The sequence below is a fragment of the Caballeronia grimmiae genome (genome assembly GCF_000698555.1).
Taxonomy (GTDB): domain Bacteria; phylum Pseudomonadota; class Gammaproteobacteria; order Burkholderiales; family Burkholderiaceae; genus Caballeronia; species Caballeronia grimmiae.
In genome coordinates this window covers 294,356-319,813 of the sequence record NZ_JFHE01000001.1, presented here as the reverse complement: position 1 = coordinate 319,813, position 25,458 = coordinate 294,356, and the positions used below count along the sequence as shown (strand labels likewise).

Below are 25,458 nucleotides of genomic sequence, written 5' to 3'. Positions count from 1 at the left end.
TCTCATAAAACAGCAGAAAACCAGCGGCGGCCGGCTGCGCGGGTGCGTTCACCCGGCGAAGCCTTCCGCCGTTTGTGTTTTCATGACCGGCGCATGATCGAAATACGTAACCTCTCGCAGCGCTTTGCGGGACCCCGGGGCTGGGTGGAAGCGCTGCATAACGTCAATCTGGCGATTCCCGCCGGCGAGATCTTCGGCATCATCGGACGCAGCGGGGCCGGGAAGAGCACGCTGGTGCGCACCATCAACCTGCTGACGCGGCCGAGCGAAGGCAGCGTCGTCGTCGATGGGCGCGATCTCACCACGCTCGGCAAGGATGACCTGCGTGCCGCGCGCCGCGACATCGGCATGATCTTCCAGCACTTCAACCTGCTGTCGTCGCGCACGGTGTTCGGCAACGTCGCGCTGCCGCTCGAACTCGCGGGCAAGACGCGCGCACAGATCGAAGAGACGGTGCTGCCGCTGCTCGAACTCGTCGGCCTTACGCAGCACAAGGACAAGTATCCCGCGCAGATCAGCGGTGGACAGAAGCAGCGCGTGGGCATCGCGCGGGCGCTCGCGAGCAAGCCGAGCGTGCTGCTCTCCGACGAAGCCACGTCCGCGCTCGATCCCGAAACCACGCGCGCCATTCTGGACCTGCTGCGCAAGATCAATCGCGAGCTGGGGCTGACCATCGTGCTCATCACGCACCAGATGGAAGTGATCAAGCAGGTCTGCGATCGCGTGGCCGTGCTCGATGCCGGGCGCGTCGTCGAAGAAGGGAAGGTGGTCGATGTCTTCATGCAGCCGCGTCACGAAGTCACGCGCGCGCTGATCGGCGACGTCATCGCGCACGAGTTGCCGCCCGCGTTGAAGGCGCGCGTCGCCGAGCGTCTTTCGACCGGCAGCGGGCACTTGCTGCGGCTCGCGTTCAGGGGCTCGGGCGTCGATCAGCCGATTCTCTCGGAGACGATTCGCCGCTACGAACTCGATTTCAACATCCTGCATGGCCAGATCGACGAGATCCAGGGCCAGGCGTTCGGCTCGCTCGCGGTGCTCGCGGGCGGACAGCCGGTAAAGGTCGCGGAAGCGATCGCTTATTTGCGCTCGCAAGGCGTCGTGGTGGAGGAGCTTTCCCATGTTGAGTGAAATGTTCGACATGTTCGTGCAGTCGTTCTGGGAGACGCTGGTCATGGTCGGCATCTCGGGACTCATCGGCGCGGCGCTCGGCCTGCCGCTCGGCGTGCTGCTCTATCTGACCGATCGCGACGGCGTGCTGCAGAACATCGGCGTGAATCGCGTGCTCGGCGGCGTCGTGAATGCCGTGCGCTCGACGCCCTTCATCATCCTGCTCGTCGCGGTTATTCCATTCACGCGGCTCGTCGTCGGATCGTCGATCGGCACGGCGGCGGCGGTTGTGCCGCTGACCATCGCGTCGGCGCCGTTCATCGCGCGTCTCGTCGAAACGGCGCTGCGCGAAGTCGATCGCGGCCTGATCGAAGCCGCCCAGGCGATGGGCGCGACCACGAGCCAGATCGTGTTCAAGGTGCTGCTGCCGGAATCGCTGCCGGGCGTCGTCGCGGGACTGACGATCACGTTCGTGTCGCTCGTCGGCTATTCGGCGATGGCCGGCGCGATCGGCGGCGGCGGCCTCGGCGATCTCGGCATCCGCTACGGCTATCAACGCTTTCTCCCTGAAGTGATGCTCACGGTCGTCGTGATCCTGATCGTGTTCGTGCAGCTCGTGCAGTCGTTCGGCGACTGGCTCGTGCGCCGTCTGAGCCATAAATAACCACATCGAAAAGAAAGGTCAGCACATGCAACGTCGATTCATTCTGAAGTTCGCCGCCGCTCTGGGTGCGGCATCGCTGTTCAGCGCAGCGCACGCGGATGACAACGCGATCAAGGTCGGCGTGACGGGCGGCCCGCACGCGCAGATGATGGAAGTGGTGAAGCAGGTCGCCGCGAAGAACGGGCTCAAGATCACGGTCATCGAATTCTCGGATTACGTGCAGCCGAACGCCGCGCTCGCCGCCGGCGATCTCGACGCGAACAGCTATCAGCATCAGCCGTATCTGGACGCGCAGGTGCGCGATCGCGGCTACAAGCTCATCAAGGTGGCCGATACCGTCACGTTCCCGATGGGCATCTATTCGAAGAAGCTGAAGTCGCTCGCGCAATTGCAGAACGGCGCGCGCATCGCGGTCCCGAACGATCCGACCAACGGCGGCCGTGCGTTGCTGCTCCTGCAGAAGCAGGGCTTGCTGAAGCTGCGCGCCGACGCCGGTCTGAAGGCGACGCCGCTCGATATCGTCGAGAATCCGAAGAAGCTGAAGATCGTCGAACTGGACGCGGCGCAGATTCCGCGCTCGCTCGCCGACGTCGACGCCGCCGCTATCAACACCAACTTCGCAATGGAAGCGGGCCTGAAGCCGAAGTCCGATGCGATCGCGATTGAAGATCCGCATGGCCCGTACGCGAACATCATCGCGATTCGCGCGGCCGACAAGGACAAGCCGTGGGTCGGGAAGCTGGTCGCCGCGTATCACTCGGCCGAAGTGAAGCAGTTCATCGAAGGCAAGTATGCAGGCGCGGTGATCGCAGCCTGGTAAGCCTTGGAGACGGTCGTCCGGGTTTTTCGGGATGGAAAACGAACGACCGTTCCATAAAAATGGGCGCAAAGCTCGAAATCCCTATCCAATCTGATGCACGCTAACCCGGCCCTCCCGTCTGGAGGGGGAAAACGCGATCGTGTCGCTCGTATAATGAGCCTGGGTTGACGTAATCGTAACTTTGGAGCGTGTGCATGAAAATTCTGGTGCCAGTCAAGCGCGTGGTCGACTACAACGTCAAGGTGCGCGTGAAGTCGGACAACACGGGCGTCGATATCGCCAACGTGAAGATGTCGATGAACCCGTTCGATGAAATCGCCGTGGAAGAGGCGGTTCGTCTGAAGGAAGCAGGCGTGGCGACCGAAGTGATCGCCGTATCGTGCGGCGTGACGCAGTGTCAGGAAACGCTGCGCACGGCGCTGGCAATCGGTGCGGATCGTGCGATTCTGGTCGAGTCCACGGAAGACCTGCAGCCGCTCGCGGTCGCCAAGATCCTGAAGGCCTTGGTCGATCAGGAAAAGCCCGAGCTGGTCATTCTCGGCAAGCAGGCCATCGACGACGATTCGAATCAGACCGGTCAGATGCTCGCTGCACTGGCGGGCCTGCCGCAAGCGACGTTCGCATCGAAGGTGACGATCGCCGATGGCAAGGCCACGGTGTCGCGCGAAGTCGATGGCGGCGCGGAAACGCTTTCGCTGAAGCTGCCGGCGGTGGTCACCACCGACCTGCGCCTGAACGAGCCGCGTTATGTGACGCTGCCGAACATCATGAAGGCGAAGAAGAAGCCGCTGACGACGGTGAAGCCCGCCGACCTCGGCGTGGACGTGACGCCGCGTCTGAAGACGCTGAAGGTCGTCGAGCCGCCGAAGCGTAGCGCGGGCGTCATGGTGCCCGACGTGAAGACGCTGGTCGAGAAGCTCAAGACCGAAGCCAAGGTGCTGTGAGGGAGACGCGAGAAAATGACGATTCTGGTTATTGCAGAGCATGACAACGCGTCGATCAAGGCGGCGACGTTGAACACGGTCGCGGCAGCGGCCAAGATAGGCGGCGACGTGCACGTGCTGGTCGCGGGCTCGAACGCGCAAGGCGCGGCGGATGCGGCGGCAAAGATCGCGGGCGTGAGCAAGGTGCTCCTCGCCGATGCGCCTCAACTGGCCGAAGGCCTCGCTGAGAACGTCGAAGGCACGGTGCTGAATATCGCGACGGATTATTCGCATATCGTTGCGCCCGCTACCGCATACGGCAAGAACGTGGCCCCGCGCATCGCGGCGCATCTCGATGTCGCGCAAATCAGCGACATCACCGCTGTCGTCAGCGCCGATACCTTCGAGCGCCCGATCTACGCCGGCAACGCAGTCGCGACGGTGCAGTCGAGCGATCCGATCAAGGTCATCACGGTGCGCGGCACGGGCTTCGACGCGGTCGCGGCGGAAGGCGGAAGCGCGTCAGTCGAGAAAATCGACGCGGCGGCGGATGCCGGCATCTCGCAGTTCGTAAGCCGCGAGATCACGAAGCTGGATCGCCCGGAACTGACGAGCGCGCAGACCATCGTGTCGGGCGGTCGCGGTCTCGGCAGCGGCGAGAACTACACGCACGTGCTCGAACCGCTCGCGGACAAGCTCGGCGCGGCGCTGGGCGCATCGCGTGCGGCGGTCGACGCCGGCTATGTGCCGAACGATTATCAGGTCGGCCAGACGGGCAAGATCGTTGCGCCGCAGTTGTACGTGGCGGTCGGCATCTCGGGTGCAATTCAGCATTTGGCCGGCATGAAGGACAGCAAGGTCATCGTTGCGATCAACAAGGACGCCGAAGCGCCGATCTTCAGCGTGGCCGACTACGGCCTCGTCGGCGATCTGTTCTCGGTTGTGCCGGAGCTGGTCAAGGAACTCGGCTAAAACGCGCGGCGGTAATCGCTGCACGAAGAGCGAAAGGGCGCGACGACCGTTGCGCCCTTTTTTGTATCCGCTGGACGAGAGAAACATCACAGGAGGAGACACGACAATGAGCTACCGCGCCCCCGTCAAGGACATGCTGTTCGTGATGAAGGAACTGGCGGACCTGGACAGCATCGCCGCGTTGCCCGGCTTCGAAGACGGCAACTTCGATACCGCGCAGGCCGTCCTCGACGAGGCCGCGCGCTTCTGTGGCGAAGTGATTGCGCCGCTGAACGTCGCGGGCGACCGCGATCCGAGTGCATGGTCGGACGGTCAAGTGCGGACGACGCCGGGCTTCAAGGACGCGTTCCGCCAGTTCGGGCAAGGCGGGTGGCAAGGCGTCGTGCATCCGTCGGAGTTCGGCGGACAGAATCTGCCGAAGCTGATCGCGACGGCGTGCATGGAAATGCTCAACTCGGCGAATCTCTCGTTTGCGTTGTGCCCGCTGCTGACCGACGGCGCGATCGAAGCGTTGCTCACGGCCGGCACCGACGAACAAAAGGCGCGCTATCTGCCGAAGTTCATCGCCGGCGAATGGACCGGCACGATGAATCTCACCGAGCCGCAGGCCGGTTCTGATCTCGCGCTGGTGCGTACGCGCGCCGAACCGCAGGGCGACGGCACGTACAAGCTCTTCGGCACGAAGATATTCATCACGTATGGCGAGCACGATATGGCCGAGAACATCGTGCATCTCGTGCTCGCGCGCACGCCCGATGCGCCCGAAGGCGTGAAGGGCATTTCGCTCTTTATCGTGCCCAAGTTTCTCGTCAACGATGACGGTTCACTCGGCGCGCGCAACGACGTGCATTGCGTGTCGATCGAGCACAAGCTCGGCATCAAGGCGAGCCCGACGGCGGTGCTGCAGTTCGGCGATCACGGCGGCGCGGTCGGTTATCTGATCGGCGAGGAGAATCACGGCCTCGAGTACATGTTCATCATGATGAACGCGGCGCGCTTCGCGGTGGGGATGCAGGGCGTCGGCGTATCGGAGCGCGCGTATCAGCAGGCGGTCGCGTACGCGAAAGAGCGCGTGCAAAGCCGTCCCGTCGATGGCAGCGCGAGGGAAGCGGTAACGATCATCCATCATCCCGATGTGCGCCGCATGCTCGCAACGATGCGCGCCTATACCGAGGGCGCGCGCGCACTGGCGTATGTCGCCGCCGCGCACAGCGATGTCGCGCACGCGCATCCGGACGAAGCGCAGCGCAAGAAACATCAAGCGGTGTACGAGTATCTCGTGCCGATCGTCAAAGGCTTCAGCACCGAGATTGCCGTCGATGTCGCTAGCATCGGCGTGCAGGTTCACGGCGGCATGGGTTTCATCGAGGAGACGGGCGCGGCGCAGTACTACCGCGATGCGCGCATTCTGCCGATTTACGAAGGCACGACCGCGATCCAGGCGAACGATCTGATCGGCCGCAAGACCGTGCGCGACGGCGGCGCGGCGGCGCAACTGCTGCTCGCACACATCGATCAGACGATCGCCGCGCTTGCAGAAGTCGATGGCCAGCCGTTCAAGTCGATGCATCGGCATCTGAGCGCGGGCAGTTTGTCGCTCGGGCGGTCGGTGGAATTCATCGTCGCCAGGATCAAGAGCGATCCGAACGCGGTGTTCCTGGGGAGCGTGCCGTATCTGCGGCTGGCGGGCATCGTGCTGTGCGGATGGCAAATGGCGCGCGCGATGCTGGTTTCGCACGCAAGACGCGCGGAGGACGAGCCGTTCCACACGGCGAAGATCGCGACGGCGCAGTTCTATGCGGAGCACATTCTGTCGCTCGCACCAGGACTCGAGACCGCGATCGTCAGCGCGAACGGCAGCGAAGGCGTGCTCGCGCTCAGCGAAGATCAGTTCTGAAACGACAACGGCGCCTTTCTTTCGAGAGGCGCCGTTCTGTTATGCGTACTCAGATCAGACTTCAGCGTAAGCCGGACGCGTATTCACGCCGACATCGCCGAAGTAGCGATGCACCGACAAGTCATCCGAGCGGATTGCCGGCTGCTTGCCGGACATCAGATCGGCGAGCAACTGACCGGAGCCGCACGACATCGTCCAGCCCAGCGTGCCATGCCCCGTGTTGAGGAACAGGTTCGGCACCGGCGTGCGGCCGACGATCGGCGTGCCGTCCGGCGTCATCGGGCGCAGGCCGGTCCAGAACGTGGCGCTCGTGGTATCGCCGCCGCCGGGGAACAGGTCGTTCACGCACATTTCCAGCGTCTCGCGGCGCGCCTTCTTCAGCGTCTTGTCGTAGCCGACGATTTCCGCCATGCCGCCCACGCGGATGCGATCGTTGAAGCGCGTGATCGCGATTTTGTACGTCTCGTCGAGCACCGTCGACACCGGCGCGCGGTTCGCATCGACGATCGGCGCGGTGATCGAATAGCCCTTCAGCGGATACACCGGAATGTTGATGAGATCGCCCAGCAGCTTCGGCGAATACGAGCCGAGCGCGACGACATAGGAATCGCCCGTCACGAGTTCATCGCCGCATTTCACGCCCGCGATGCGGCCGTTGCTGACAGCGAGCGAATCGATCGGCGTGTTGTAGCGGAACTTGACGCCCAGCGATTCGGCCATCGCGGCGAGGCGCGTGGTGAACATCTGACAGTCGCCGGTTTCGTCGTTCGGCAGACGCAGCCCGCCCGTCAGCTTGTGCGAAACGGCGGCCAGCGCCGGTTCCGCCTGCGCCAGCTCCGCCGACGACAAGAGCTCGAACGGCACGTTTGCATCCTTCAGCACGTCGATGTCCTTTGCCGCGCCGTCAAGCTGCTGCTGCGTGCGGAAAAGCTGGAGCGTCCCGCCCGTGCGGCCTTCGTACTGGATGCCGGTGTCGGCACGCAGCGCCTGCAGGCAATCGCGGCTGTATTCGGCGAGGCGCACCATGCGGCCCTTGTTCACCGTGTAGCGGTCCTGCGTGCAGTTGCGCAGCATTTGCCACATCCACTGCAACTGGTCCATCGTGCCGTCGAGCCGGATCGCGAGCGGCGCGTGCTTTTCGAACATCCATTTGACGGCCTTCAGCGGCACGCCCGGTGCGGCCCACGGCGACGCGTAGCCCGGGGAGATCTGCCCCGCGTTGGCGAAACTCGTTTCGAGAGCAGGGCCGGCTTCGCGGTCGATGACCGTCACTTCGTGCCCGGCGCGCGCCAGATAGTACGCACTCGTCACGCCGACCACGCCGCTTCCGAGAATAACGATTCGCATGAAATCTCCAGGTTTTCGATCCGGCCGGACACTGTCGCTTCGCATGAACCGCGGCGGATTGTCCGTCTAGTGTTATCGCCTATACTATTGAGATCAAGGCAGTTTTAGTTAATGTATTTGGCGGATTTTTAGCAAAAAACACATGAGAACGCAGCGAAATCCGGTCCGGGCGCTCGACAAGCTCGATCACAAGATCCTGAACATCCTTCAGCAGGACGGGCGCATTGCGATGAAGGATCTTGCGGAGCGCGTCGGGCTCTCGGTGACGCCGTGCATCGAGCGCGTGAAGCGCATGGAGCGCGATGGCGTCATCACGGGCTACTACGCCCGCGTGAACCCGACGCAACTGGGCGCGGCGCTGCTGGTTTTCGTCGAAATCACGCTCGATCATAAGAGCGGGAACATGTTCGAGCAGTTTCGTCGTGAGGTGCAGCGCATTCCCGAAGTGCTCGAATGCCATCTCGTTTCGGGCGACTTCGACTATCTGATCAAGGCGCGCATCGGCGAAATGGCCGATTACCGGAAGCTGCTCGGCGACATCCTTCTGCAACTGCCGGGGGCGGTGCAATCGAAGAGCTACGTCGTGATGGAGGAGATCAAGGAGACGCTGACGATCCCCGTCGATGTGTGAAATTTCCGCTTGCGGCGACGCGGCGATACTGTATATTTGTACAGGTATCTCGACGACAAGCTCTCACCGAAATGCCCACGCCGGACCGCGAATTTCCTGTTGCACCGCCTTCGCCGCTCAAGGGGCGAGGCGCGGTCACGAACATTCAGGGGCGATACGAGCGGGACGAGCGCGAGTCCGTCGATGACGGCTGGATGCACGAATCGGCCGAAGAAGAAGGCGCGCCGGTGCTGCGCACGCAAGTGTTCGAGGAGCGCGCCAAAAGCATCCTCACGCGCAACAACTCGCCGGACATTCCTTTCACGGTTTCGCTCAATCCGTACCGCGGTTGCGAGCACGGCTGTATCTACTGCTTCGCGCGGCCGACGCACAGCTATCTGGGGCTGTCGCCGGGGCTCGATTTCGAAAGCCGCATTTATGCGAAGGTCAATGCCGGCGACTTGCTCGAACGCGAGCTTGCCAAGCCGAACTATCAGCCGGATCCCATCGCGCTAGGCGTCAATACCGACGCGTATCAGCCGGTCGAGCGCGACCTGAAGCTCACGCGGCGCGTGACGGAAGTCCTGCACGACTGCGGGCATCCGTTTGCGGCGATTACGAAGTCATCGCTGATCGAGCGGGATATCGACTTGCTCGCGCCGATGGCCGAGCGCGGGCAGTTCATGGCCGCGATCACCGTCACGACGCTCGATGCCGACATCGCCCGCACGCTGGAACCACGCGCCGCCACGCCGTCACGCCGGCTGCGCACGATCCGCACGCTTGCCGACGCCGGAATTCCGGTGGGCGTCAGCATCGCGCCGGTAATCCCGTTCGTCACCGAGCCGGATCTCGAGCGAGTGCTGGAAGCGTGCGCGGAGGCGGGCGCGACGACGGCGAGTTACATCGTGCTGCGCTTGCCGTGGGAAGTCGCGCCGCTTTTCAAGGATTGGCTGACTGCGCACTTTCCGGCGCGGGCGGACCGCGTGATGAGCCGCGTGCGCGACATGCGCGGCGGCAAGGACTACGACTCCGATTTCGCCACGCGCATGAAGGGCGAAGGTCTATGGGCCGATATGCTGAAACAGCGCTTTCACCAGGCGACGAAGCGGCTCGGGCTGAACCAGCGCAATCGCGGCATCCTGGATATGTCGGATTTCAAGCGCCCGGCGCTTACCCGGACGCCGCCGCGCACGGGTCAACTCGATCTGTTCTGAGCGCGGCGCTCACTGGGACAAGGCCTTCGCGGCCTCGACCTGGCCTTCGAAGTAAGTCTGGAACGTCAGCGCGAGTCCCGTCAGGAGCAGGAACGCGCCGATCAGCAGCGAAAAGATCACGACGAAGATCACGGTCCAGCCGGAGTCGCTCTCGCGATTCGTGTGGGCATTGAACTGCGCGTCCCACTTTGCGTCCGGGCGCAAGCCGTACACGATCGCTGAAAGAAACGCCGCCAGCAACGAGACCGCGCCCGGAAAGGCGAGCGCCCAGCCGAGCACGGAGGTGCGCTCGCTCGCCGCGAGCATCAGATAGCCGAACGCGCCCATCACGATCCCGACGATATGCGCCCAGCCGTACTTGTCGCGCATGCCATACAGATAGAAGCGGTGCAACCCAATGCTGCCGAACAGAAAGGCGAGCGCCGCAGTCAGCGTCTTCGAGCGAAAGTAGGTCGGGGCGGACTTCGGAGCAGCGGGCGTGGCGACGGACGGGGAGGTCATCAGCGAAAGCAGTGGTAAGGTATTGGCGCGCCCGTGCGATAGCAGCGCAATCCGTTATTTTACGATGCGCCCGGCGCGCGCAACAGAACGCTGCAAGCGCGGGTTCCAGCGATTGCACACAGGTCAAAATTCTTCCGAAGCACGCGCTGCTCGCGAAAAATGCGTTAAGTGTTTGTTCGTGCTTTGGATTCCCGCTATAATCGCGTGTTCTGGTAGTTCCGAACCCCGGTTTTCAAGGATTTCAGCATGGTCATCATCCGTCTGGCTCGTGGCGGCTCGAAGAAGCGCCCGTTCTACAACATCGTCGCAACCGACTCGCGTAGCCGCCGTGACGGCCGCTTCATCGAGCGCGTGGGTTTCTACAACCCGGTCGCTACGAAGGGCGAATCGCTGCGTATCTCGCAAGATCGCCTGACCTACTGGCAAGGCGTTGGCGCGCAACTGTCGCCGACCGTCGAGCGTCTGGTCAAGCAGTCGCAACAAGCTCAGCCGGCTGCTTAAGCCGTCTGATCGATTGAAGCGATGGAAACGATTGTGCGCGCCGCGAGGCGCGGCTCAGTCGCCGAATCGTTCGAAATTTGCCCAAAGGTTCGCTGATGCCCGCGCGTGATCCCAGAAACGGCCACGAATCCGGCGCTGTCAGTCAACCGAAGCCGGGGCAGGAAGAAGGCGCCGCCACGTTTGGTGCGTTTGTCCGCAAGCCGGGCACGCGCCGCGTGGCGGCCGGCGCTTCTGCGGCAGTCAAGCCGGAAGAGCAGGCGGGCGGTATCGAGCCCGTCGAGCAAATGCCGGAAGACGCGGTGGAAGTCGGTTTCATCGCGGATGCCTATGGCCTGAAGGGCTGGGTCAAGGTTACGCCGCATGCAAACGGCAAGTCGGGCGGCGATGCATTGCTCGCGGCCAAGCGTTGGTGGCTCGTCAAGAATCGCGACCGCAAGCTCGCGCGTTGTATCCAGTCGAAGGTGCACAGCGATTCCATCGTCGCGCGCCTGTCGGGCTGCGACGACCGCGACGCCGCGCTCGCGCTGAAAGGCCACACGGTGCATATTGCCCGTAGCGACTTTCCGAAGCTCGACGACGAAGACGAGTTCTACTGGGTCGACCTGATCGGCATGGCAGTCGAAAACGAGGCGGGCGTCGCGCTCGGCCACGTCGCCGACATGATCGACAACGGCGCGCATTCCATCCTGCGGATCGAGTATCCGAGCGAAACGAAGGATGGCAAGCCCGTCACCGGCGAGCGGCTCGTTCCGTTCGTCGGCGTGTATGTGAAGACGGTGGATCGGGCGGCGAAGCGCATCATCGTCGACTGGGACGCCGACTATTAATCCGGTGCTCTCGTCAGCAACACGCGACACCGGCAGAATACGGAGAGGGCGATGCAGTTCGATGTCGTGACGCTCTTTCCAGAGATGTTTCGCGCACTGACCGACTGGGGCATTACCAGCCGGGCGGTGAAGCAGGCGCGCTTCGGTCTGCGCACGTGGAATCCGCGCGATTTCACCACGGACAACTATCGCACTGTGGATGATCGGCCTTACGGCGGCGGTCCCGGCATGGTCATGCTGGCGCGTCCGCTGGAAGACGCGATCGCCGCGGCGAAAGCGACGCAGCGCGAGCAGGGCATCGAAGGCACGCGCGTCGTGATGATGTCCCCTCAAGGCGCCAAGCTCGACCACGATCGCGTCATGCGTTACGCGCAGGAGCCCGGCCTCGTGCTGTTGTGCGGCCGTTATGAAGCGATCGACCAGCGTTTGATCGATCGCGTCGTGGACGAGGAAGTCAGCCTCGGCGACTTCGTACTGTCCGGCGGCGAATTGCCCGCGATGGCGCTGATGGACGCCGTGGTGCGCCATCTTCCCGGGGTGCTGAACGACGCGCAATCGGCGGTGCAGGACAGTTTCGTCGATGTATTGCTCGATTGTCCGCACTACACGCGCCCCGAGGAATACGAAGGCGTGCGCGTGCCGGACGTGCTGCTTGGCGGGCATCACAAGGAAATCGACGCCTGGCGCAGGCGCGAAGCATTACGCAATACCCTATTCAAGCGGCCCGATCTAATCGCACGGGCGCGCAAGCAGAAGATGTTGAGCCGCGCCGATGAAGCGTGGCTCGCAGAACTCGCAAAGGGCGCGTCGAAGTCTGAATAGACCGGCGCGAACGAGCGGGACAAGGGGGCGTCGTGAAAACGGCGTCTGAAGCAAACCCATCCTCTACCGGGGCCTCATCGACAGCAGTGCGAGGCACGCAACTTCGGCAAGATGGCACAAGGAGTCAGTAATGAATCTGATTGAACAACTCGAGAAGGAAGAGATCGCACGCGTGCTGGGCGAGAAGACCATCCCCGACTTCGGTCCGGGCGACACGGTCATCGTCAACGTGAACGTCGTCGAAGGTACGCGTAAGCGCGTTCAGGCTTACGAAGGCGTCGTGATCGCAAAGCGCAATCGTGGCCTGAACTCGAACTTCATCGTCCGCAAGATTTCGTCGGGCGAAGGCGTCGAGCGTACGTTCCAGACCTACTCGCCGCTGCTCGCGAGCATCGTCGTGAAGCGCCGCGGTGACGTTCGTCGCGCGAAGCTCTACTACCTGCGCGAGCGTTCGGGCAAGTCGGCTCGAATCAAGGAAAAGCTGGTCTCGAAGGACCGCGCTGCTTCCGCCGCCGAGTAAGTGGCTCAGTAGTTCGTTGCACCGGAAAAAGCACCCCTCGCGGGTGCTTTTTTCTTTGATGTGTTCCAATCGTATCTTCGACATTCAGGCTTGAGACCGTGTCCACTGGCAAGACATCGACTCCGCGCATTCTCGAACCCGAACTCATGCCGGTTCTTTCGACCGGCGAAAACATGCCGCCGATCCCGCCCGAGCGCCTGACGCCGGACGGACTCCGCGCGCATTTCGCGAAGGAATTCGAATGGACGCAGGAGCCGCCTGAACAACGCATCAAGGCAATTGGCGGCGATCCGCGGGTGGCATCCGTGCTGGTGGCGCTTGTGGTGCGCGAAGGCGGGCTGACCGTGCTGCTGACTCAGCGTGCGGATCATCTGTCGGACCATGCCGGTCAGATCAGCTTCCCCGGCGGGCGGCGCGAGCCCGAAGACATCGACGCCGCCGCGACCGCGCTGCGTGAAGCGCACGAGGAGGTGGGCCTGAGCGCGGAGCATTGCGAAGTAATCGGCGCGATGCCCGATTATCTGACCGGCACCGGTTTTCGTGTGACGCCGGTCGTCGCGCTGGTGTATCCGCCGTTTTCGCTGCAGGCGGATACGCGCGAAGTCGCCGATATCTTCGAAGTGCCGCTCGTGTGGCTCATGAATCCGGCGAATCACGAAGTCCGCATATTTCGATGGGAAGGCGGCGAGCGCCGTTTCTTCGCGATGCCCTACACGCCGGCCGCCGGCAAAGCGCCGTACTTCATCTGGGGCGCAACAGCCGGCATGTTGCGCAATTTCTATCGCTTCCTCGCCGCGTGAGCGGGACGGCGCAAGCACCATGCGTGATGCGCGCGCGCCACGCGCCCGGCCGGGGTGATGCACGCACGAGGTGCTGTGCTATCGTTACGCGAAACTCGAATTAACCGACTGTTTCGGCGCCTCGCATGACTTTTTTCTCCGTATTGCTGGCTCTCATCATCGAGCAAGTGCGCGCGCTCAGGCCGCACAATCCCGTTTCGGCGCTGCTTCACTATCATGCGGAATCCACCGCGCATGGCTTCGACGCCGGCAAGCAGAAGCACGGCATCGTCGCGTGGCTCGTCGTCGTGCTGCCGTGGACGCTGGCAGTCGGGCTCGTCTATTACGTGCTGTATCGCATCAACTTCGCTCTGGCGTTTCTCTGGAACGTGGTGGTCCTCTACTTCACGCTTGGCTTCCGCCAGTTCAGCCACTATTTCACCGATATCCACCTCGCCCTGAACAACGACGACGTGCCGCGCGCGCGCGAATTGCTCGCGCAGTGGACCGGGCTCGACACCATCGACATGCCCGTCAGCGAAATCGTGCGTCATACGCTGGTTCACGCGGTGATCGCGTCGCATCGGCACGTGTTCGGCGTGTTCTTCTGGTTCCTGATCCCGATTGGTCCGGCGGGCGCGGTGTTCTATCGTATCGCGGAGTATCTGGCGCGTGCGTGGGCCGTGCCGAGCCCTGAACGCACGGCCGAGTTCTCGTCGTTCGCGCAGCGTGCGTTCTTCTTCATCGACTGGATTCCGACGCGCCTCACCGCGATGGGCTTCGCGATCGTCGGCAACTTCGAGGACGCGATCTACGCGTGGCGCAATCATGCGCGCCAGTGGCCCGATGCGAATCAGGGCGTGCTGCTCGCGGCGGGCAGCGGCGCGCTCGGCGCGCGTCTGGCCGGACCGCTTGCGGAGCCGTTGAGCGTGGAGGCGCTGGCCGTCGGCGATGCGAGCCCGCTGCCTGTCGGCGACGACTGCACGCCGCGCACGCTGCAATCGGCGGTGGGTCTCGTGTGGCGCGCGGTCATCCTGTGGATGTTGCTGCTGCTGATGCTGACCATCGCCGTCTGGCTGGCTTGAGGCGAATCAATCGTCGAGCGGATCGCGCTCCGTCTGACACTTCCAGCATACGGTGAACTGCGGTTCGAGCCATTCGCCGCAATGCTTGCACTTCCAGGGCCGGGCGTCGACGTCCGGCCCTTTTTGCGCGCGGTCGAGAAGACGCTGCGCCAGCGTCTCGTCGCGGTCATCGACGATCCAGATTTCCGGCGCGCACTGATCCGCCGGAATTTCGCCCATTGCGCCGTTCAGATAGCGGTTATGGAGTTCGCACGGCACGCCCGCCGTCTTCAGCACGTTCACCCAGTGATGAGCGGTGATGAGATTGGGCGCGCGCGTGAGCCGTTTCATCGCACGATCTGGCTGGCTTCGTGGACCAGTTGCGCATAGAGCGCGTGGCGCTCTGGCCGGATCTTGCCGGCCTCGACCGCTTCCAGCACCGCGCAGCCCGGCTCGTGCAGGTGATGACAGTTATAAAACCGGCAATGCCCGAGATAGGGCCGGAAATCCGCGAACGCGCGCTCGAGCTCGCCTTCGGACAAGTGATGAAGGCCGAACTCCTGAAAGCCGGGTGAATCGATCAGCGAACCGCCGCCCGGAAGCGCATAAAGGCGCGTGAATGTCGTCGTGTGCCGGCCGCTATTGAGCGCGGACGAGATCTCGCGGGTGGCGGCGTCGGCATCGGGGACGAGCAGGTTCACGAGCGTCGACTTGCCCATGCCGGACTGACCGAGCAGGATGGTCGAGCGATCTTTCAGATGGGCGTCGAGTTGAGGATGCACGTCGCCCGGCTGCGTTTTCGCGGATAGCTCGATCACCGTGTAACCGAGCTTGCGATACGGCGCGAGTCGCTCGCGCGCCAGCGTCAACGCGCCTTCGACGTCGATCTTGTTGAGCACGATCAGCGATTCCAGCCCATGCGCTTCGGCCGCGATCAGCGCGCGCCCGAGCAGGTCTTCGCTGAAATGAGGCTCGGTGGCGAGCACGACGAGCAGTTGATCGAGGTTCGCGGCGAACAGCTTCGACTTGAACTGGTCGGATCGATACAGCAGGTTGCGCCGCTCTCCGATCTCGACGATCACTCCCTGATCCGCCGACGACTGCTCGTACACCACATGATCGCCGACTGCGACTTCGCTGCGCTTGCCGCGCGGAAAGCACTGGAGCATCGCGCCGCCATCGCTCGGCCTGACGAGATAATGCCGGCCGTGCGCGGCGATCACCGTGCCCGTGAGCCGTCCGGCCGCTGCCGCGCCGCCCTTGCGCGTCGAACGCGCGGTCATGCGGCGTGCTGCATCAGACGATCGATGCGTTGCGATGCCGGCGGATGCGAATAATAAAACGCTGTGTAGAGCGGATCGGGTGTGAGCGTCGACGCGTTGTCTTCGTAAAGCTTGACGAGCGCGTTGACGAGGTCCTTCGGATCGGTCTGGCTGGCTGCGAAGGCATCCGCTTCGAATTCGTTCTTGCGCGATGTCAGGCTGCCCAGCGGCGTGATGAAGAACATGAACACGGGCAGCACCAGCATGAAGAGCACGAGCGCGAGCCCGTTATTGCTGCCGGCGAGCGAAGGCCGCACGCCGAGTCCTTCGTAGAACCACACGGTCTGTGCGAGCCAGCCGAGCAGCGCGAGCATGACGAGGCTGATGCCGAACATCACGAGCATCAGCTTCAGCACGTGACGGCGCTTGAAGTGGCCGAGTTCGTGCGCGAGCACGGCTTCGATCTCGCTGCCCGACAGGCGCGCGAGGAGCGTATCGAAGAAGACGATGCGCTTGGTCGCGCCGAAACCGGTGAAATACGCGTTGCCGTGTGCCGAGCGGCGGCTGCCGTCCATCACGAAGAGGCCGTTCGCCGCGAAGCCCGTGCGCGACATCAGGTTTTGGATGCGCGCGACCAGCGCCTCGTCCTTCAGCGGCTCGAACTTGTTGAAAAGCGGGGCGATGAAGGTGGGATAGATGATCATCGCGAGCAGTTGGAACGCCACCCAGACCATCCACGTCCAGAGCCACCAGTAGGCGCCCGCGCGATCCATCAGCCACAGCGTCAACAGCAGAAGCGGCGCGCCGACGAGCACGCCGATCAGCGTGCCCTTCACGAGGTCCGCGAAGAACAGCTTCTTCGTCATGCGATTGAAGCCGAACTTCTCTTCGATCACGAACTGGCGGAAGTAGTCGAATGGCAAGTCGATGATGCTCGTGATCGCTACCACCGACGCCACCAGCGCGATCTGCCCGAGATAGCCGCGCCCGAGCCACGCGGTGATCGCGTTGTCGAGCGCCTGCACGCCGCCGAGCAGCGTCAGCGCGACGAGCACGACGGCGCTCGTCACCACTTCGATCATCGTGAGCCGCGTGCGCTCGACGGTGTAATCCGCCGCGCGTTGATGCGCGGTCAGCGGGATCGTGCCGGTGAACTGCGGCGGCACGTCATTGCGATGCGCGGCGACGTGCCGGATCTGGCGTGACGCCAGCCACAGCTTGGTCGAAACCATCGCGACCAGTGCAACGACGAAGATCGTCGAGAAAGCGAGAGTGAGGTTGGTCATCCGGGAATTCCGATTGAACTATGCGAGAATTATAGGTTCTTGGCTCTGCCGCCGTTGTCACATCATGCCATTGCCAACCGGCGCGCACGCGGCCTCACTTCTTCCTCAGGCATCGTCCATGACCGACTCTTCCAACGTTCCCGGCGTCGAACCCGTGCTTGCGCGCAGCGACATGAACCTCGTGTGGCTCGACATGGAGATGACCGGGCTCGATCCCGACAATGACCGCATCATCGAGATCGCGGTGGTCGTCACGAACTCGACGCTCGACAAGATGGTGGAAGGCCCGGTCTTCGCGATTCATCAATCGGACGAGGCGCTCGGACGCATGGACGAGTGGAACCGCAATACGCATGGGCGCTCGGGGCTGACCGAGCGCGTGAAGGCGTCGACGGTGAATGAAGCCGACGCCACGCGGCAGATTCGTGAGTTTCTCGGCCAGTACGTGCCGCCCGGCAAATCACCGATGTGCGGCAACTCCATTTGTCAGGACCGCCGCTTCATGGCGCGCTGGATGCCGGAACTGGAGACGTTCTTCCACTACCGCAACCTCGACGTCAGCACGCTCAAGGAGTTGTGCCGCCGCTGGCAGCCGGCGATCTACAAGGGTTTTCAGAAGCGCGCGATGCACACGGCGCTCGCGGATATTCACGAATCCATCGACGAGCTCAAGTACTACCGCGAGCATTTCCTCATTCCGTCCACGGCCGCCGACGCGTCTTAATCCTTCGGCGGGCGAATCGCGCTTTTCGGGCGGAACGCGGCGACTACTTCCGCCTGCGTTTCGATGTACGGTCCGCCGATCAGATCGATGCAGTACGGCACCGCCGCGAAGATGCCCGGCACGGCGGTCTTGCCCTCGGCGTCCTTCACCCCTTCCAGCGTTTCACGAATCGACTTCGGCTGTCCCGGCAGATTGATGACGAGCGCGGTATGGTCGTTCGTCTCGCGGATGACCGCGACTTGCCGCGACAGGATCGCGGTCGGCACGAAGTTGAGGCTGATCTGGCGCATCTGCTCCCCGAAGCCCGGCATCTCCTTGGTCGCGACGGCGAGCGTGGCTTCCGGCGTCACGTCGCGGCGCGCGGGGCCGGTGCCGCCCGTCGTGAGGACGAGATCGCAGCCGAAGGTATCGACGAGTTCGACGAGCGTCGCGGAGATGGTCGCGGCGTCGTCCTGAATCAGCCGCGTCTCGGCGCGCCACGGCGATTCCAGCGCCTCGCCGAGCCAGGCCTGCAGCGCCGGCAAGCCCTTGTCCTCATAGACGCCTTGCGATGCGCGATCGCTGATCGAAACGAGCCCGACGATCAATTCGTCGGGATGATTACGCTTCGGAATCATCGCCTTCCCCGGTATCGGCGGAATCGTCGTCGTCTTCGACGCCCGCCGCGTTCTTGATCCACTGGAACAGCTCGCGATAGTAGCGCGGCGGTTTCTGCTGCTCGCGCTCCTTACGGGCGTTGCGAATCAGCGTGCGGCCTTCCTGCGCATCGACGCCCGGATGCTGACGGATGAACTCGGTCAGCGCGGCGTCGTCGGCGAGCAGCTTTTCGCGCGTGCGCTCGATCCAGTGCATCCGCGCGGTTTCCGCCTTGTTCACGCCGCGATACGTGTCGAGCGCGGTGCGCAGCGCGGCGATCTGTTCTTCTTCCAGCGAGCGCATGACGCGCCCGACGTACTGCAACTGGCGGCGCTTGCCTTCGTGATCGGTGATGCGGCGTGCTTCGCGCACGGCGTCGTCGAGGCTTTCGGGCATCGGCATGCGCTTGAGCGCGTCTTTCGGCAGCGCAATCAGCGCCTCGCCCAGTTCCTGCAGCGCGTGCATTTCGCGCTTCAGTTGCGATTTGCTGGGGCGATCGTAGCCATGATCGTCGGCCTCGCCGTCGTTGCGGCCGGCTTCGATCGGTTGAATGCGGGTTTTACGGTTCATGGCGTCATTGTAGCTTGCGCCTGCCGGGGACCGGGCGCGGCGGGCGCGTGGCGGGTGAATGCACGCGGTCCTTGCTATGATCGCGTGACGGGCCGATGCGGCACGCGAGCGTTTCGCGCATCGGCCGGCATCGGCACTGAATGACCAGAAGGAGCGCGTCGCGCTCGGCTTTTGCAGTCAACGAAACCAAGGCAACGACAAATGGCAGCAGACATCGACGTCAAGCAACGCTTTTTCCCGCATACGCAAGACGAACTGAAGGAGATCGCCTCCGACATCCTGCGCTACGCGAAGGAGTTGGGCGCGAGCGATGCCGCCACCGAAATCTCCGAAGGCGATGGCCTTTCGGTGAGCGTGCGGCGCGGCGAAGTGGAAACCATCGAGCACAACCGCGACAAGATGGTCGGCGTGACGGTGTTCATCGGCAAGAAGCGCGGCAACGCGAGCACCGCCGACTTCACGCGCGAGGCGCTGCGCGACACGGTCGCGGCGGCGTACAACATCGCCCGCTTCACGGCGGAAGACAGCGCGGCGGGGCTCGCCGAAGAGGACCTGCTCGAGAAGACGCCGCAGGATCTCGACCTCTATCACCCGTGGGAACTCGACGCCGACGAAGCCGCCGACATCGCGCGGCGCGCCGAGGACGCGGCCTTCGCCGTCGACAAGCGCATCACCAACTCGGAAGGCGCGAGCGTGTCCGCGCAGCATTCGCAGTTCGTGCTCGCGACGTCGCGCGGCTTCATGGCCGGCTATCCGTATTCGCGGCATTACATTGCGTGCGCGCCGATCGCGCAAAGCGGCCGCGACATGCAGCGCGACGACTGGTACACGTCGAGGCGCGCCGCATCGGAGCTGGCCGATCCCGAAGCGGTCGGCCGTTATGCGGCCCAACGCGCGCTGGCACGCCTCAATGCGCGCAGCCTCGACACGCGCAAATGCCGCGTGCTGTTCGAAGCGCCGCTCGCAGCGGGCATTCTCGGTGCGTTCGTGCAGTCGGTGAGCGGCGGTGCGCTGTATCGCAAGACCACGTTTCTCGTCGACAGTCTCGGCAAGCCGGTGTTCGCGCCGCATATTCAGATCGTCGAAGATCCGCACGTGAGGGGCGGCATGGGCAGCGCGCCGTTCGACGAGGAAGGCGTGCGCACCCAGAAACGCAACGTGGTCGAAGACGGCGTCGTGCAGGGCTATTTCCTGTCGACGTATTCGGCGCGCAAGCTCGGCATGCAGACGACCGGCAACGCGGGCGGCTCGCACAATCTGACGATGAAGAGCACGCAGACGAAGCCCGAGGACGATTTCGAAGCGATGCTCAAGAAGCTCGGCACCGGCCTGTTGCTGACCGAACTGATGGGGCAGGGCGTGAACTACGTGACGGGCGACTATTCGCGCGGCGCGTCCGGCTTCTGGGTCGAGAACGGCCAGATTCAGTACGCGGTCGAGGAAATCACGGTGGCGAGCACGCTGCAGGAGATGTTCCGTCACATCGAGGCGATCGGCGCGGATACGGTCGTGCGCGGCACCAAGGCGATCGGCTCGGTGCTGATCGAGCGCATGACGGTCGCGGGGCAATAAGACCGCAGAGCGAATAAAAGGCCCCGGACGGTTGCGACCGTCCGGGGCCTTTGTCATTCATGCGCGCCGTTCGTAGGTCACGAAGGCGAAGCCGAAATCGTTCGGCGGCGCGGCGCGATGCGGCTCGCGCGACACTTCCCGCCACTGCGACGCATCCGGCGCTTCGAAGCGCGTGTTGCCGTCGAAGTCCGCGTCGATTTCAGTGACGATCATCTTGCGCGCACGGCCGATCGCGTCGCCGTATAGCTGCGCCCCGCCGATCACAAAGGCTTCCGCGGCGCCATCGGCGGCGGCGAGGGCGAGGGCGTCGTCGATGCTTGTCACCGTATCGCAACCTTCGAAGCGTAGCGTCGAATCGCGGGTCACGACGATATTGCGCCGCCCCGGCAACGGCCGGCCGATCGATTCATGCGTCTTGCGGCCCATGATGATGGGCGCGCCCATCGTCGTGCGTTTGAAAAAGGCGAGGTCTTCGGGCAGGCGCCACGGCAGTTGGTTATCGCGCCCGATCACGCCATTGCGCGCGCGGGCGACGATCAGAGTCAGCGTCGTCATGTGCAGTAGGATTCAGGCCGCGAAAGGCGGGGGCACGATTCTACCCCGCGCACGCGGTCGGGCGTTCCGGCGGCAATTGTCAGGCGTCGGGGAAGTCGTCCGCGGGATTGGCTTTCGTGCTCCGCGTTTCAGGCGAGATTTCGTCCCAGAGCGTAACGCTGGGCTTTGCACTTCTCGGACGTTCGCAAGCGTTCCAGCTGAAACCGTCGACGGTTGCAGCGTCGTTTGCTTCAGGCAACTGCGCCTCGGCCAGTGAATCGCGCGGTAAAAAGTTATCGAGAGCCATCTTTGACCAGGAAAATGCCAGCAATTTATTCCGGGATCGCATTCCGGGAATAAGGTTATTGAACGCCCGGTATGGAAGACAATGCGGGAAATGATTTCGGCGTTATGCGCGGGCGCGCAGAAACCTCCGTCGCCACATTAATTACAGAGCCAAATGCGTGCCATTTGCGTTTGTGCCTTGCGGTGCAAGGCACTGTGAAAGCCGCACCCAGGAAGCCGGCTCTACTAGGCGCGAAAACGTTTCACCGGTGAAACGCTGCACCGGAAAAGCGTGATAGCCCGCGCGATTCGGGTTAGGCTTGAGTGCAATAGAGACGGTCATGCGACGATTTAATAAATCGGCGTTATTACCTGCCGACGCACACCCAGCAAGGACTCTGGGCTAATTCGGCGGCCGTTCGGCATATCTGTTTTCGCCGTTTCTGGGTTATAGTAGTCACTCGACTGCGGCGCAGAATCATACAAAAAGGGTTTCGCGGAAGGGGCGCAGGTGTTACCTGCACCGTGTTCCCGGGGCAACGTATTGAAATTGCAAGTCCGTTCGCAGCACGTGCGAGGACAACGAAGTCTGCATGTAGCGCGAGCCTGAAACACGCGACCTTTTCAACGAACGTTGAACCAAGGATCTGAATAATGGACGTCGCTCGGCGGCAACTCATCTATGTAACTCGCGATCCAAGCGAGACGCTATGCGCGCGATTCGAGGAACGCGGCTGGCAAATTGAAATCGTGGCGAGCGCGCGCGACACGCGTAAAGCCTTGCGCAGCGATCTGGCAATGGGCGGGCTGCTCGACCTGTCGAGTCACTTCGAATCACACGAACTGGCAGCGTTCGAATCGTCGCTGACCATGACCAACGTCGGCTGGGTCGCCGCGACCGTCTCCGGCCAACTCGAAGACGCCGCCGTGCGCCGGCTGATCCGCGACTATTGCTTCGATTACGTGACGCTGCCGACGTCGAATGACCGCATCGTCGATTCCGTCGGCCACGCTTATGGCATGGTCGCCCTGCACGACGCCGCGTCGAACGATCCGCGCACCGAAGGCCGCGCCGAGGGCGAAATGGTCGGCTCGTGCGACGCGATGCTCGCGCTGTTCCGCTCCATCCGCAAGGTCGCGATGACGGACGCGCCCGTGTTCATCTCGGGCGAATCGGGCACCGGCAAGGAACTGACGGCGGTCGCCATTCACGAGCGCTCGGCACGCCGGGATCAGCCGTTCGTCGCGATCAACTGCGGCGCGATTCCCGCGCATCTGCTGCAATCGGAACTTTTCGGCTACGAACGCGGCGCGTTCACGGGCGCGAATCAGCGCAAGATCGGGCGAGTCGAAGCCGCCAACGGCGGCACCTTGTTCCTCGATGAAATCGGCGACTTGCCGCTCGAAAGCCAGGCGAGCCTGCTGCGCTTCCTGCAGGAGCGCAAGGTCGAGCGCCTCGGCGGACACGGCTCCACGCCGGTGGACGTTCGCATCATCTCGGCGACGCACGTCGACATGCAGACCGCGATGATCGAAGGACGATTCCGCGCGGACTTGTATCACCGCCTGTGCGTGTTGCAGATCGACGAGCCGCCGCTGCGGGCGCGCGGCAAGGACATCGAACTGCTCGCGAAGCACATGCTCGATCGCTTCAAGAAAGACGCGAGCCGTCGCCTGCGCGGTTTTTCGCCGTGCGCGATCGCCGCGATCCACAACTACGGCTGGCCGGGCAACGTGCGCGAACTCATCAACCGCGTGCGACGCGCCATCGTGATGTCGGAAGGCCGTCAGATCACCGCGCGTGATCTCGAACTCGGCGAGTACGTCGAAGTCGCGCCGGTGTCGCTCGCGCAGGCGCGGGAAGCGGCGGAGCGGCAGGCGATCGAACTCGCGCTGCTGCGCCATCGCGGACGGCTCGGCGATGCCGCGCATGAACTCGGCATTTCGCGCGTCACGCTGTATCGGCTGCTGAGCGCGCATGGGATGCGTCATATCGAAGTCGACGCCCCGCCGGAGCACGCCACGCGCGGCTGACGCACGCTGCATCGCTGCACGAAACGGGCGCCGCAAGGCGCCCGTTGTCTTCTACGCGACGCAAAGCAGCGCATTGTCCCGCTTGGTAAAATTGCTCTCTTAGCGCGGCTCGTGCCGGCATCCAAGGAACATCAATGAAACAGTATCTCGAGCTCGTCCAGACGATCCTCGATACCGGCACCTGGCAGGAAAACCGCACCGGCATCCGCACGATCAGCATGCCGGGCGCGATGTTGCGCTTCGACTTGCAGCAAGGCTTTCCCGCCGTGACGACGAAGAAGCTCGCGTTCAAATCCGCGATCGGCGAAATGGTGGGCTTCCTGCGCGCGTCGCGCAGCGCCGCGGACTTCCGCGCGCTCGGCTGCAAGGTCTGGGACGCGAACGCGAACGAAAATCCGCAGTGGCTCGAAAATCCGTATCGCCAGGGAACGGACGATCTCGGCGATGTGTACGGCGTGCAATGGCGCCAATGGCCCGCCTACAAGCTGATCGACGCGAGCGCAGGCGACCAGATCGCCGATGCGACGAACCGCGGCTATGAACTGGTGACGAGTTTCGTCGAAAGCGGGCGCGAGAAGGTGCTGCTGTACAAGGCGATCGACCAGTTGCGCCAGTGTCTCGATACGATCATCGAACGCCCGACCGACCGGCGCATTCTGTTTCATGCCTGGAATCCCGCCAAGCTCGACGAGATTGCGCTGCCCGCGTGTCACCTGCTGTATCAGTTCCTTCCGAACGTGACGAAGCGCGAAATCTCGCTGTGCCTGTATATCCGCAGCAACGACGTCGGGCTCGGCACGCCGTTCAATCTGACCGAAGGCGCGGCGCTCCTGCATCTGGTCGGGCGGCTGACGGGCTACACGCCGCGCTGGTTCACGTACTTCATCGGCGACGCGCACATTTACGAGAATCAGCTCGATATGCTGAGCGAGCAGTTGAAGCGCGAGCCGTATCCCGCGCCGCAGCTCATCATCTCCGACCGCGTGCCGGACTACGCGGTCACGAAGAAATACGAACCGGAGTGGCTGGAAAAGGTCGAGCCGACGGACTTCGCGCTCGAAGGGTATCGGCATCACGAACCGATCAGCGCGCCAATGGCGGTCTGATCCGGCGTTGGGCGATGTCACGAAGCGCGGCCACGGCCGCGCTTTTTTACGCCTGCCGCCCGGTGAAGAAGTCGTCGAAATGCCGCTGTCCGGCGGGCGTCACGCGCAGCACGCGACGCTTCGCCGTGCGCTCGATCCAGCCGTGTTCCTCGCACGCGTGGAGCAGCGCCGCGCCCAAAGCGCCGCCCAGATGGGGACGGCGCTCGCTCCAGTCGATGCACGTGCATGCAAAGCGCCGGCGCCGGGCCCGCTGCGCCTTCATGTCGATGCCCAGTTCCGCGAACGCCTGTATGCCGTCGGGTGTGGCGTCGAGCGTGCCGGGGCCGTGGATCGCCGCTGCGAGCCAGTTGCGCGCGATCATGCCGTCGAAGATCCGCACCGCCAGTTCGCCCGCAAGATGGTCGTAGCAGGTGCGGGCGTAGCGCATGTCGAGCGGCACGGCGCTCGGGCGATGCTCCGGCGCGCGTTGCGGCGCGCTCGCGCGAGCCAGATTCGCGAGCGCTTCGATGGCCGCCGCGATATCCGCCGTCGCGATCCTGTAATAGCGATGCCTTCCGCTGACTTCGAGCGCCAGCAGCCCGCCCTCGGTCAGACGCGCGAGATGCCCGCTCGCGGCGGACGGCGAAACGCCCGCGATCATCGTCAGTTCGCCGGCGGGGCGCGCCGCGCCGTCCATCAGCGACCACAGCATGGCGGCGCGGCCCGGATCGGCGAGCAACGCGCCGATGCGCGATAGGCCAGGAAAATGGCGGGCGCGTGAGTCGTCGTCGTTCATGTCGCTGCTGCCACGAAGGGTAGAGGCTTCCATCGTAGCTCGCGCCGGCAACCGACGTTTCACTTTGGGATGAAATGTCGATGCAGCCGCCCCGGCGCTAGAA

28 protein-coding genes are annotated in these 25,458 nt (G+C 63.6%); 18 read left to right on the top strand and 10 right to left on the bottom strand.

What is annotated here, in order from left to right:
• The first annotated feature begins 93 nt into the window (after positions 1-93).
• From BG57_RS01560 to BG57_RS01535, 6 genes are all read left to right on the top strand, one after another.
• Entirely contained in the window at positions 94-1,128 is a 1,035-nt protein-coding gene (locus BG57_RS01560; RefSeq protein WP_035959669.1) for a methionine ABC transporter ATP-binding protein, read from the top strand.
• A complete protein-coding gene (locus tag BG57_RS01555; RefSeq protein ID WP_035959668.1) occupies positions 1,118-1,771 on the top strand; it encodes a methionine ABC transporter permease in 654 nt (217 codons plus the stop codon). Before BG57_RS01560 ends, BG57_RS01555 begins: the two co-directional genes overlap by 11 nt.
• Before the next feature lie 25 nt (positions 1,772-1,796).
• Complete coding sequence (locus tag BG57_RS01550) at positions 1,797-2,591, top strand: MetQ/NlpA family ABC transporter substrate-binding protein (protein WP_035959667.1); 795 nt, start codon at positions 1,797-1,799, stop codon at positions 2,589-2,591.
• Between the two features lie 194 nt (positions 2,592-2,785).
• On the top strand, positions 2,786-3,535 hold the full coding sequence (locus BG57_RS01545; protein WP_035959665.1) for an electron transfer flavoprotein subunit beta/FixA family protein: 750 nt from the start codon (positions 2,786-2,788) through the stop codon (positions 3,533-3,535).
• A 15-nt stretch (positions 3,536-3,550) separates the two neighbouring features.
• On the top strand, positions 3,551-4,486 hold the full coding sequence (locus BG57_RS01540; RefSeq protein ID WP_035959664.1) for an electron transfer flavoprotein subunit alpha/FixB family protein: 936 nt from the start codon (positions 3,551-3,553) through the stop codon (positions 4,484-4,486).
• Positions 4,487-4,592: 106 nt separating this feature from the next.
• Positions 4,593-6,383: an acyl-CoA dehydrogenase gene (locus tag BG57_RS01535; RefSeq protein WP_035959663.1), complete on the top strand. Its 1,791-nt coding sequence runs from the start codon at positions 4,593-4,595 to the stop codon at positions 6,381-6,383.
• A 54-nt stretch (positions 6,384-6,437) separates the two neighbouring features.
• Here BG57_RS01535 and BG57_RS01530 read toward each other — a convergent pair whose 3' ends face one another.
• Positions 6,438-7,730, bottom strand: a complete 1,293-nt coding sequence (locus BG57_RS01530; protein ID WP_035959662.1) for a D-amino acid dehydrogenase — start codon at positions 7,728-7,730, stop codon at positions 6,438-6,440.
• Between the two features lie 142 nt (positions 7,731-7,872).
• Here BG57_RS01530 and BG57_RS01525 point away from each other — a divergent pair, with 142 nt between their 5' ends.
• Together BG57_RS01525 and BG57_RS01520 are read left to right on the top strand one after the other, a co-directional pair.
• Entirely contained in the window at positions 7,873-8,361 is a 489-nt protein-coding gene (locus BG57_RS01525) for an Lrp/AsnC ligand binding domain-containing protein (protein ID WP_035959661.1), read from the top strand.
• A 71-nt stretch (positions 8,362-8,432) separates the two neighbouring features.
• Entirely contained in the window at positions 8,433-9,557 is a 1,125-nt protein-coding gene (locus BG57_RS01520) for a PA0069 family radical SAM protein (protein ID WP_035959660.1), read from the top strand.
• Between the two features lie 9 nt (positions 9,558-9,566).
• Here the strand turns inward: BG57_RS01520 and BG57_RS01515 are convergent, their stop codons facing one another.
• Positions 9,567-10,058, bottom strand: coding sequence for a TM2 domain-containing protein (locus tag BG57_RS01515; protein ID WP_035959659.1), 492 nt, complete (start codon positions 10,056-10,058; stop codon positions 9,567-9,569).
• A gap of 246 nt (positions 10,059-10,304) precedes the next feature.
• On the opposite strand from BG57_RS01515, the gene rpsP reads away from it, so the two are divergent.
• The 6 genes from rpsP to BG57_RS01485 all read left to right on the top strand — a co-directional run bounded on the left by rpsP (position 10,305) and on the right by BG57_RS01485 (position 14,592).
• The gene (gene rpsP, locus BG57_RS01510; protein ID WP_035959657.1) at positions 10,305-10,559 is read left to right on the top strand and encodes a 30S ribosomal protein S16; all 255 of its coding nucleotides are present in this window, start codon (positions 10,305-10,307) and stop codon (positions 10,557-10,559) included.
• A gap of 95 nt (positions 10,560-10,654) precedes the next feature.
• Positions 10,655-11,386, top strand: coding sequence for a ribosome maturation factor RimM (gene rimM / locus BG57_RS01505; protein WP_035959656.1), 732 nt, complete (start codon positions 10,655-10,657; stop codon positions 11,384-11,386).
• Between the two features lie 51 nt (positions 11,387-11,437).
• Positions 11,438-12,208, top strand: coding sequence for a tRNA (guanosine(37)-N1)-methyltransferase TrmD (gene trmD / locus BG57_RS01500; protein WP_035959655.1), 771 nt, complete (start codon positions 11,438-11,440; stop codon positions 12,206-12,208).
• Between the two features lie 130 nt (positions 12,209-12,338).
• Positions 12,339-12,728: a 50S ribosomal protein L19 gene (gene rplS, locus BG57_RS01495; RefSeq protein WP_035959654.1), complete on the top strand. Its 390-nt coding sequence runs from the start codon at positions 12,339-12,341 to the stop codon at positions 12,726-12,728.
• A gap of 146 nt (positions 12,729-12,874) precedes the next feature.
• The gene (locus BG57_RS01490) at positions 12,875-13,528 is read left to right on the top strand and encodes a CoA pyrophosphatase (RefSeq protein ID WP_035959859.1); all 654 of its coding nucleotides are present in this window, start codon (positions 12,875-12,877) and stop codon (positions 13,526-13,528) included.
• Between the two features lie 125 nt (positions 13,529-13,653).
• Complete coding sequence (locus tag BG57_RS01485; RefSeq protein WP_035959653.1) at positions 13,654-14,592, top strand: CobD/CbiB family protein; 939 nt, start codon at positions 13,654-13,656, stop codon at positions 14,590-14,592.
• A gap of 6 nt (positions 14,593-14,598) precedes the next feature.
• Here BG57_RS01485 and BG57_RS01480 read toward each other — a convergent pair whose 3' ends face one another.
• From BG57_RS01480 to BG57_RS01470, 3 genes are read right to left on the bottom strand one after another with little or no spacing between them, the layout of a single operon-like run.
• Positions 14,599-14,922, bottom strand: coding sequence for a putative signal transducing protein (locus BG57_RS01480; protein ID WP_035959652.1), 324 nt, complete (start codon positions 14,920-14,922; stop codon positions 14,599-14,601).
• A complete protein-coding gene (rsgA, locus tag BG57_RS01475) occupies positions 14,919-15,854 on the bottom strand; it encodes a ribosome small subunit-dependent GTPase A (protein WP_035959650.1) in 936 nt (311 codons plus the stop codon). Before rsgA ends, BG57_RS01480 begins: the two co-directional genes overlap by 4 nt.
• On the bottom strand, positions 15,851-17,119 hold the full coding sequence (locus BG57_RS01470) for a M48 family metallopeptidase (protein ID WP_035959649.1): 1,269 nt from the start codon (positions 17,117-17,119) through the stop codon (positions 15,851-15,853). The genes rsgA and BG57_RS01470 overlap by 4 nt, the downstream gene beginning before the upstream one ends.
• A 118-nt stretch (positions 17,120-17,237) precedes the next feature.
• Here BG57_RS01470 and orn point away from each other — a divergent pair, with 118 nt between their 5' ends.
• Positions 17,238-17,843: an oligoribonuclease gene (gene orn, locus BG57_RS01465; protein ID WP_035959648.1), complete on the top strand. Its 606-nt coding sequence runs from the start codon at positions 17,238-17,240 to the stop codon at positions 17,841-17,843.
• Here the strand turns inward: orn and mog are convergent.
• Positions 17,840-18,460 (bottom strand): molybdopterin adenylyltransferase, encoded by a 621-nt coding sequence (gene mog, locus BG57_RS01460; protein WP_075583074.1) that lies wholly within the window; start codon positions 18,458-18,460, stop codon positions 17,840-17,842. The two genes, orn and mog, sit on opposite strands and share 4 nt — an antisense overlap.
• Positions 18,444-19,049 carry a ribosome biogenesis factor YjgA gene (gene yjgA, locus BG57_RS01455; protein WP_035959647.1) on the bottom strand — a complete coding sequence of 202 codons (606 nt, stop codon included), beginning with the start codon at positions 19,047-19,049 and terminating at the stop codon, positions 18,444-18,446. Before yjgA ends, mog begins: the two co-directional genes overlap by 17 nt.
• Before the next feature lie 201 nt (positions 19,050-19,250).
• Between yjgA and pmbA the strand changes: the two genes are divergently transcribed.
• Positions 19,251-20,621 carry a metalloprotease PmbA gene (gene pmbA / locus BG57_RS01450; RefSeq protein WP_035959646.1) on the top strand — a complete coding sequence of 457 codons (1,371 nt, stop codon included), beginning with the start codon at positions 19,251-19,253 and terminating at the stop codon, positions 20,619-20,621.
• A 57-nt stretch (positions 20,622-20,678) separates the two neighbouring features.
• Here the strand turns inward: pmbA and BG57_RS01445 are convergent, their stop codons facing one another.
• On the bottom strand, positions 20,679-21,176 hold the full coding sequence (locus BG57_RS01445; RefSeq protein ID WP_035959645.1) for a dihydrofolate reductase: 498 nt from the start codon (positions 21,174-21,176) through the stop codon (positions 20,679-20,681).
• Between the two features lie 79 nt (positions 21,177-21,255).
• Positions 21,256-21,486: a hypothetical protein gene (locus BG57_RS32390; RefSeq protein ID WP_152562475.1), complete on the bottom strand. Its 231-nt coding sequence runs from the start codon at positions 21,484-21,486 to the stop codon at positions 21,256-21,258.
• 608 nt (positions 21,487-22,094) lie between these two features.
• Between BG57_RS32390 and BG57_RS01440 the strand changes: the two genes are divergently transcribed.
• Positions 22,095-23,474: a sigma-54 dependent transcriptional regulator gene (locus tag BG57_RS01440; RefSeq protein ID WP_035959644.1), complete on the top strand. Its 1,380-nt coding sequence runs from the start codon at positions 22,095-22,097 to the stop codon at positions 23,472-23,474.
• A 134-nt stretch (positions 23,475-23,608) separates the two neighbouring features.
• Positions 23,609-24,580, top strand: a complete 972-nt coding sequence (locus BG57_RS01435; protein ID WP_035959643.1) for a thymidylate synthase — start codon at positions 23,609-23,611, stop codon at positions 24,578-24,580.
• A 46-nt stretch (positions 24,581-24,626) separates the two neighbouring features.
• Here BG57_RS01435 and BG57_RS01430 read toward each other — a convergent pair whose 3' ends face one another.
• A complete protein-coding gene (locus BG57_RS01430; protein ID WP_035959641.1) occupies positions 24,627-25,355 on the bottom strand; it encodes an ArsR/SmtB family transcription factor in 729 nt (242 codons plus the stop codon).
• Between the last annotated feature and the right edge of the window lie 103 nt (positions 25,356-25,458).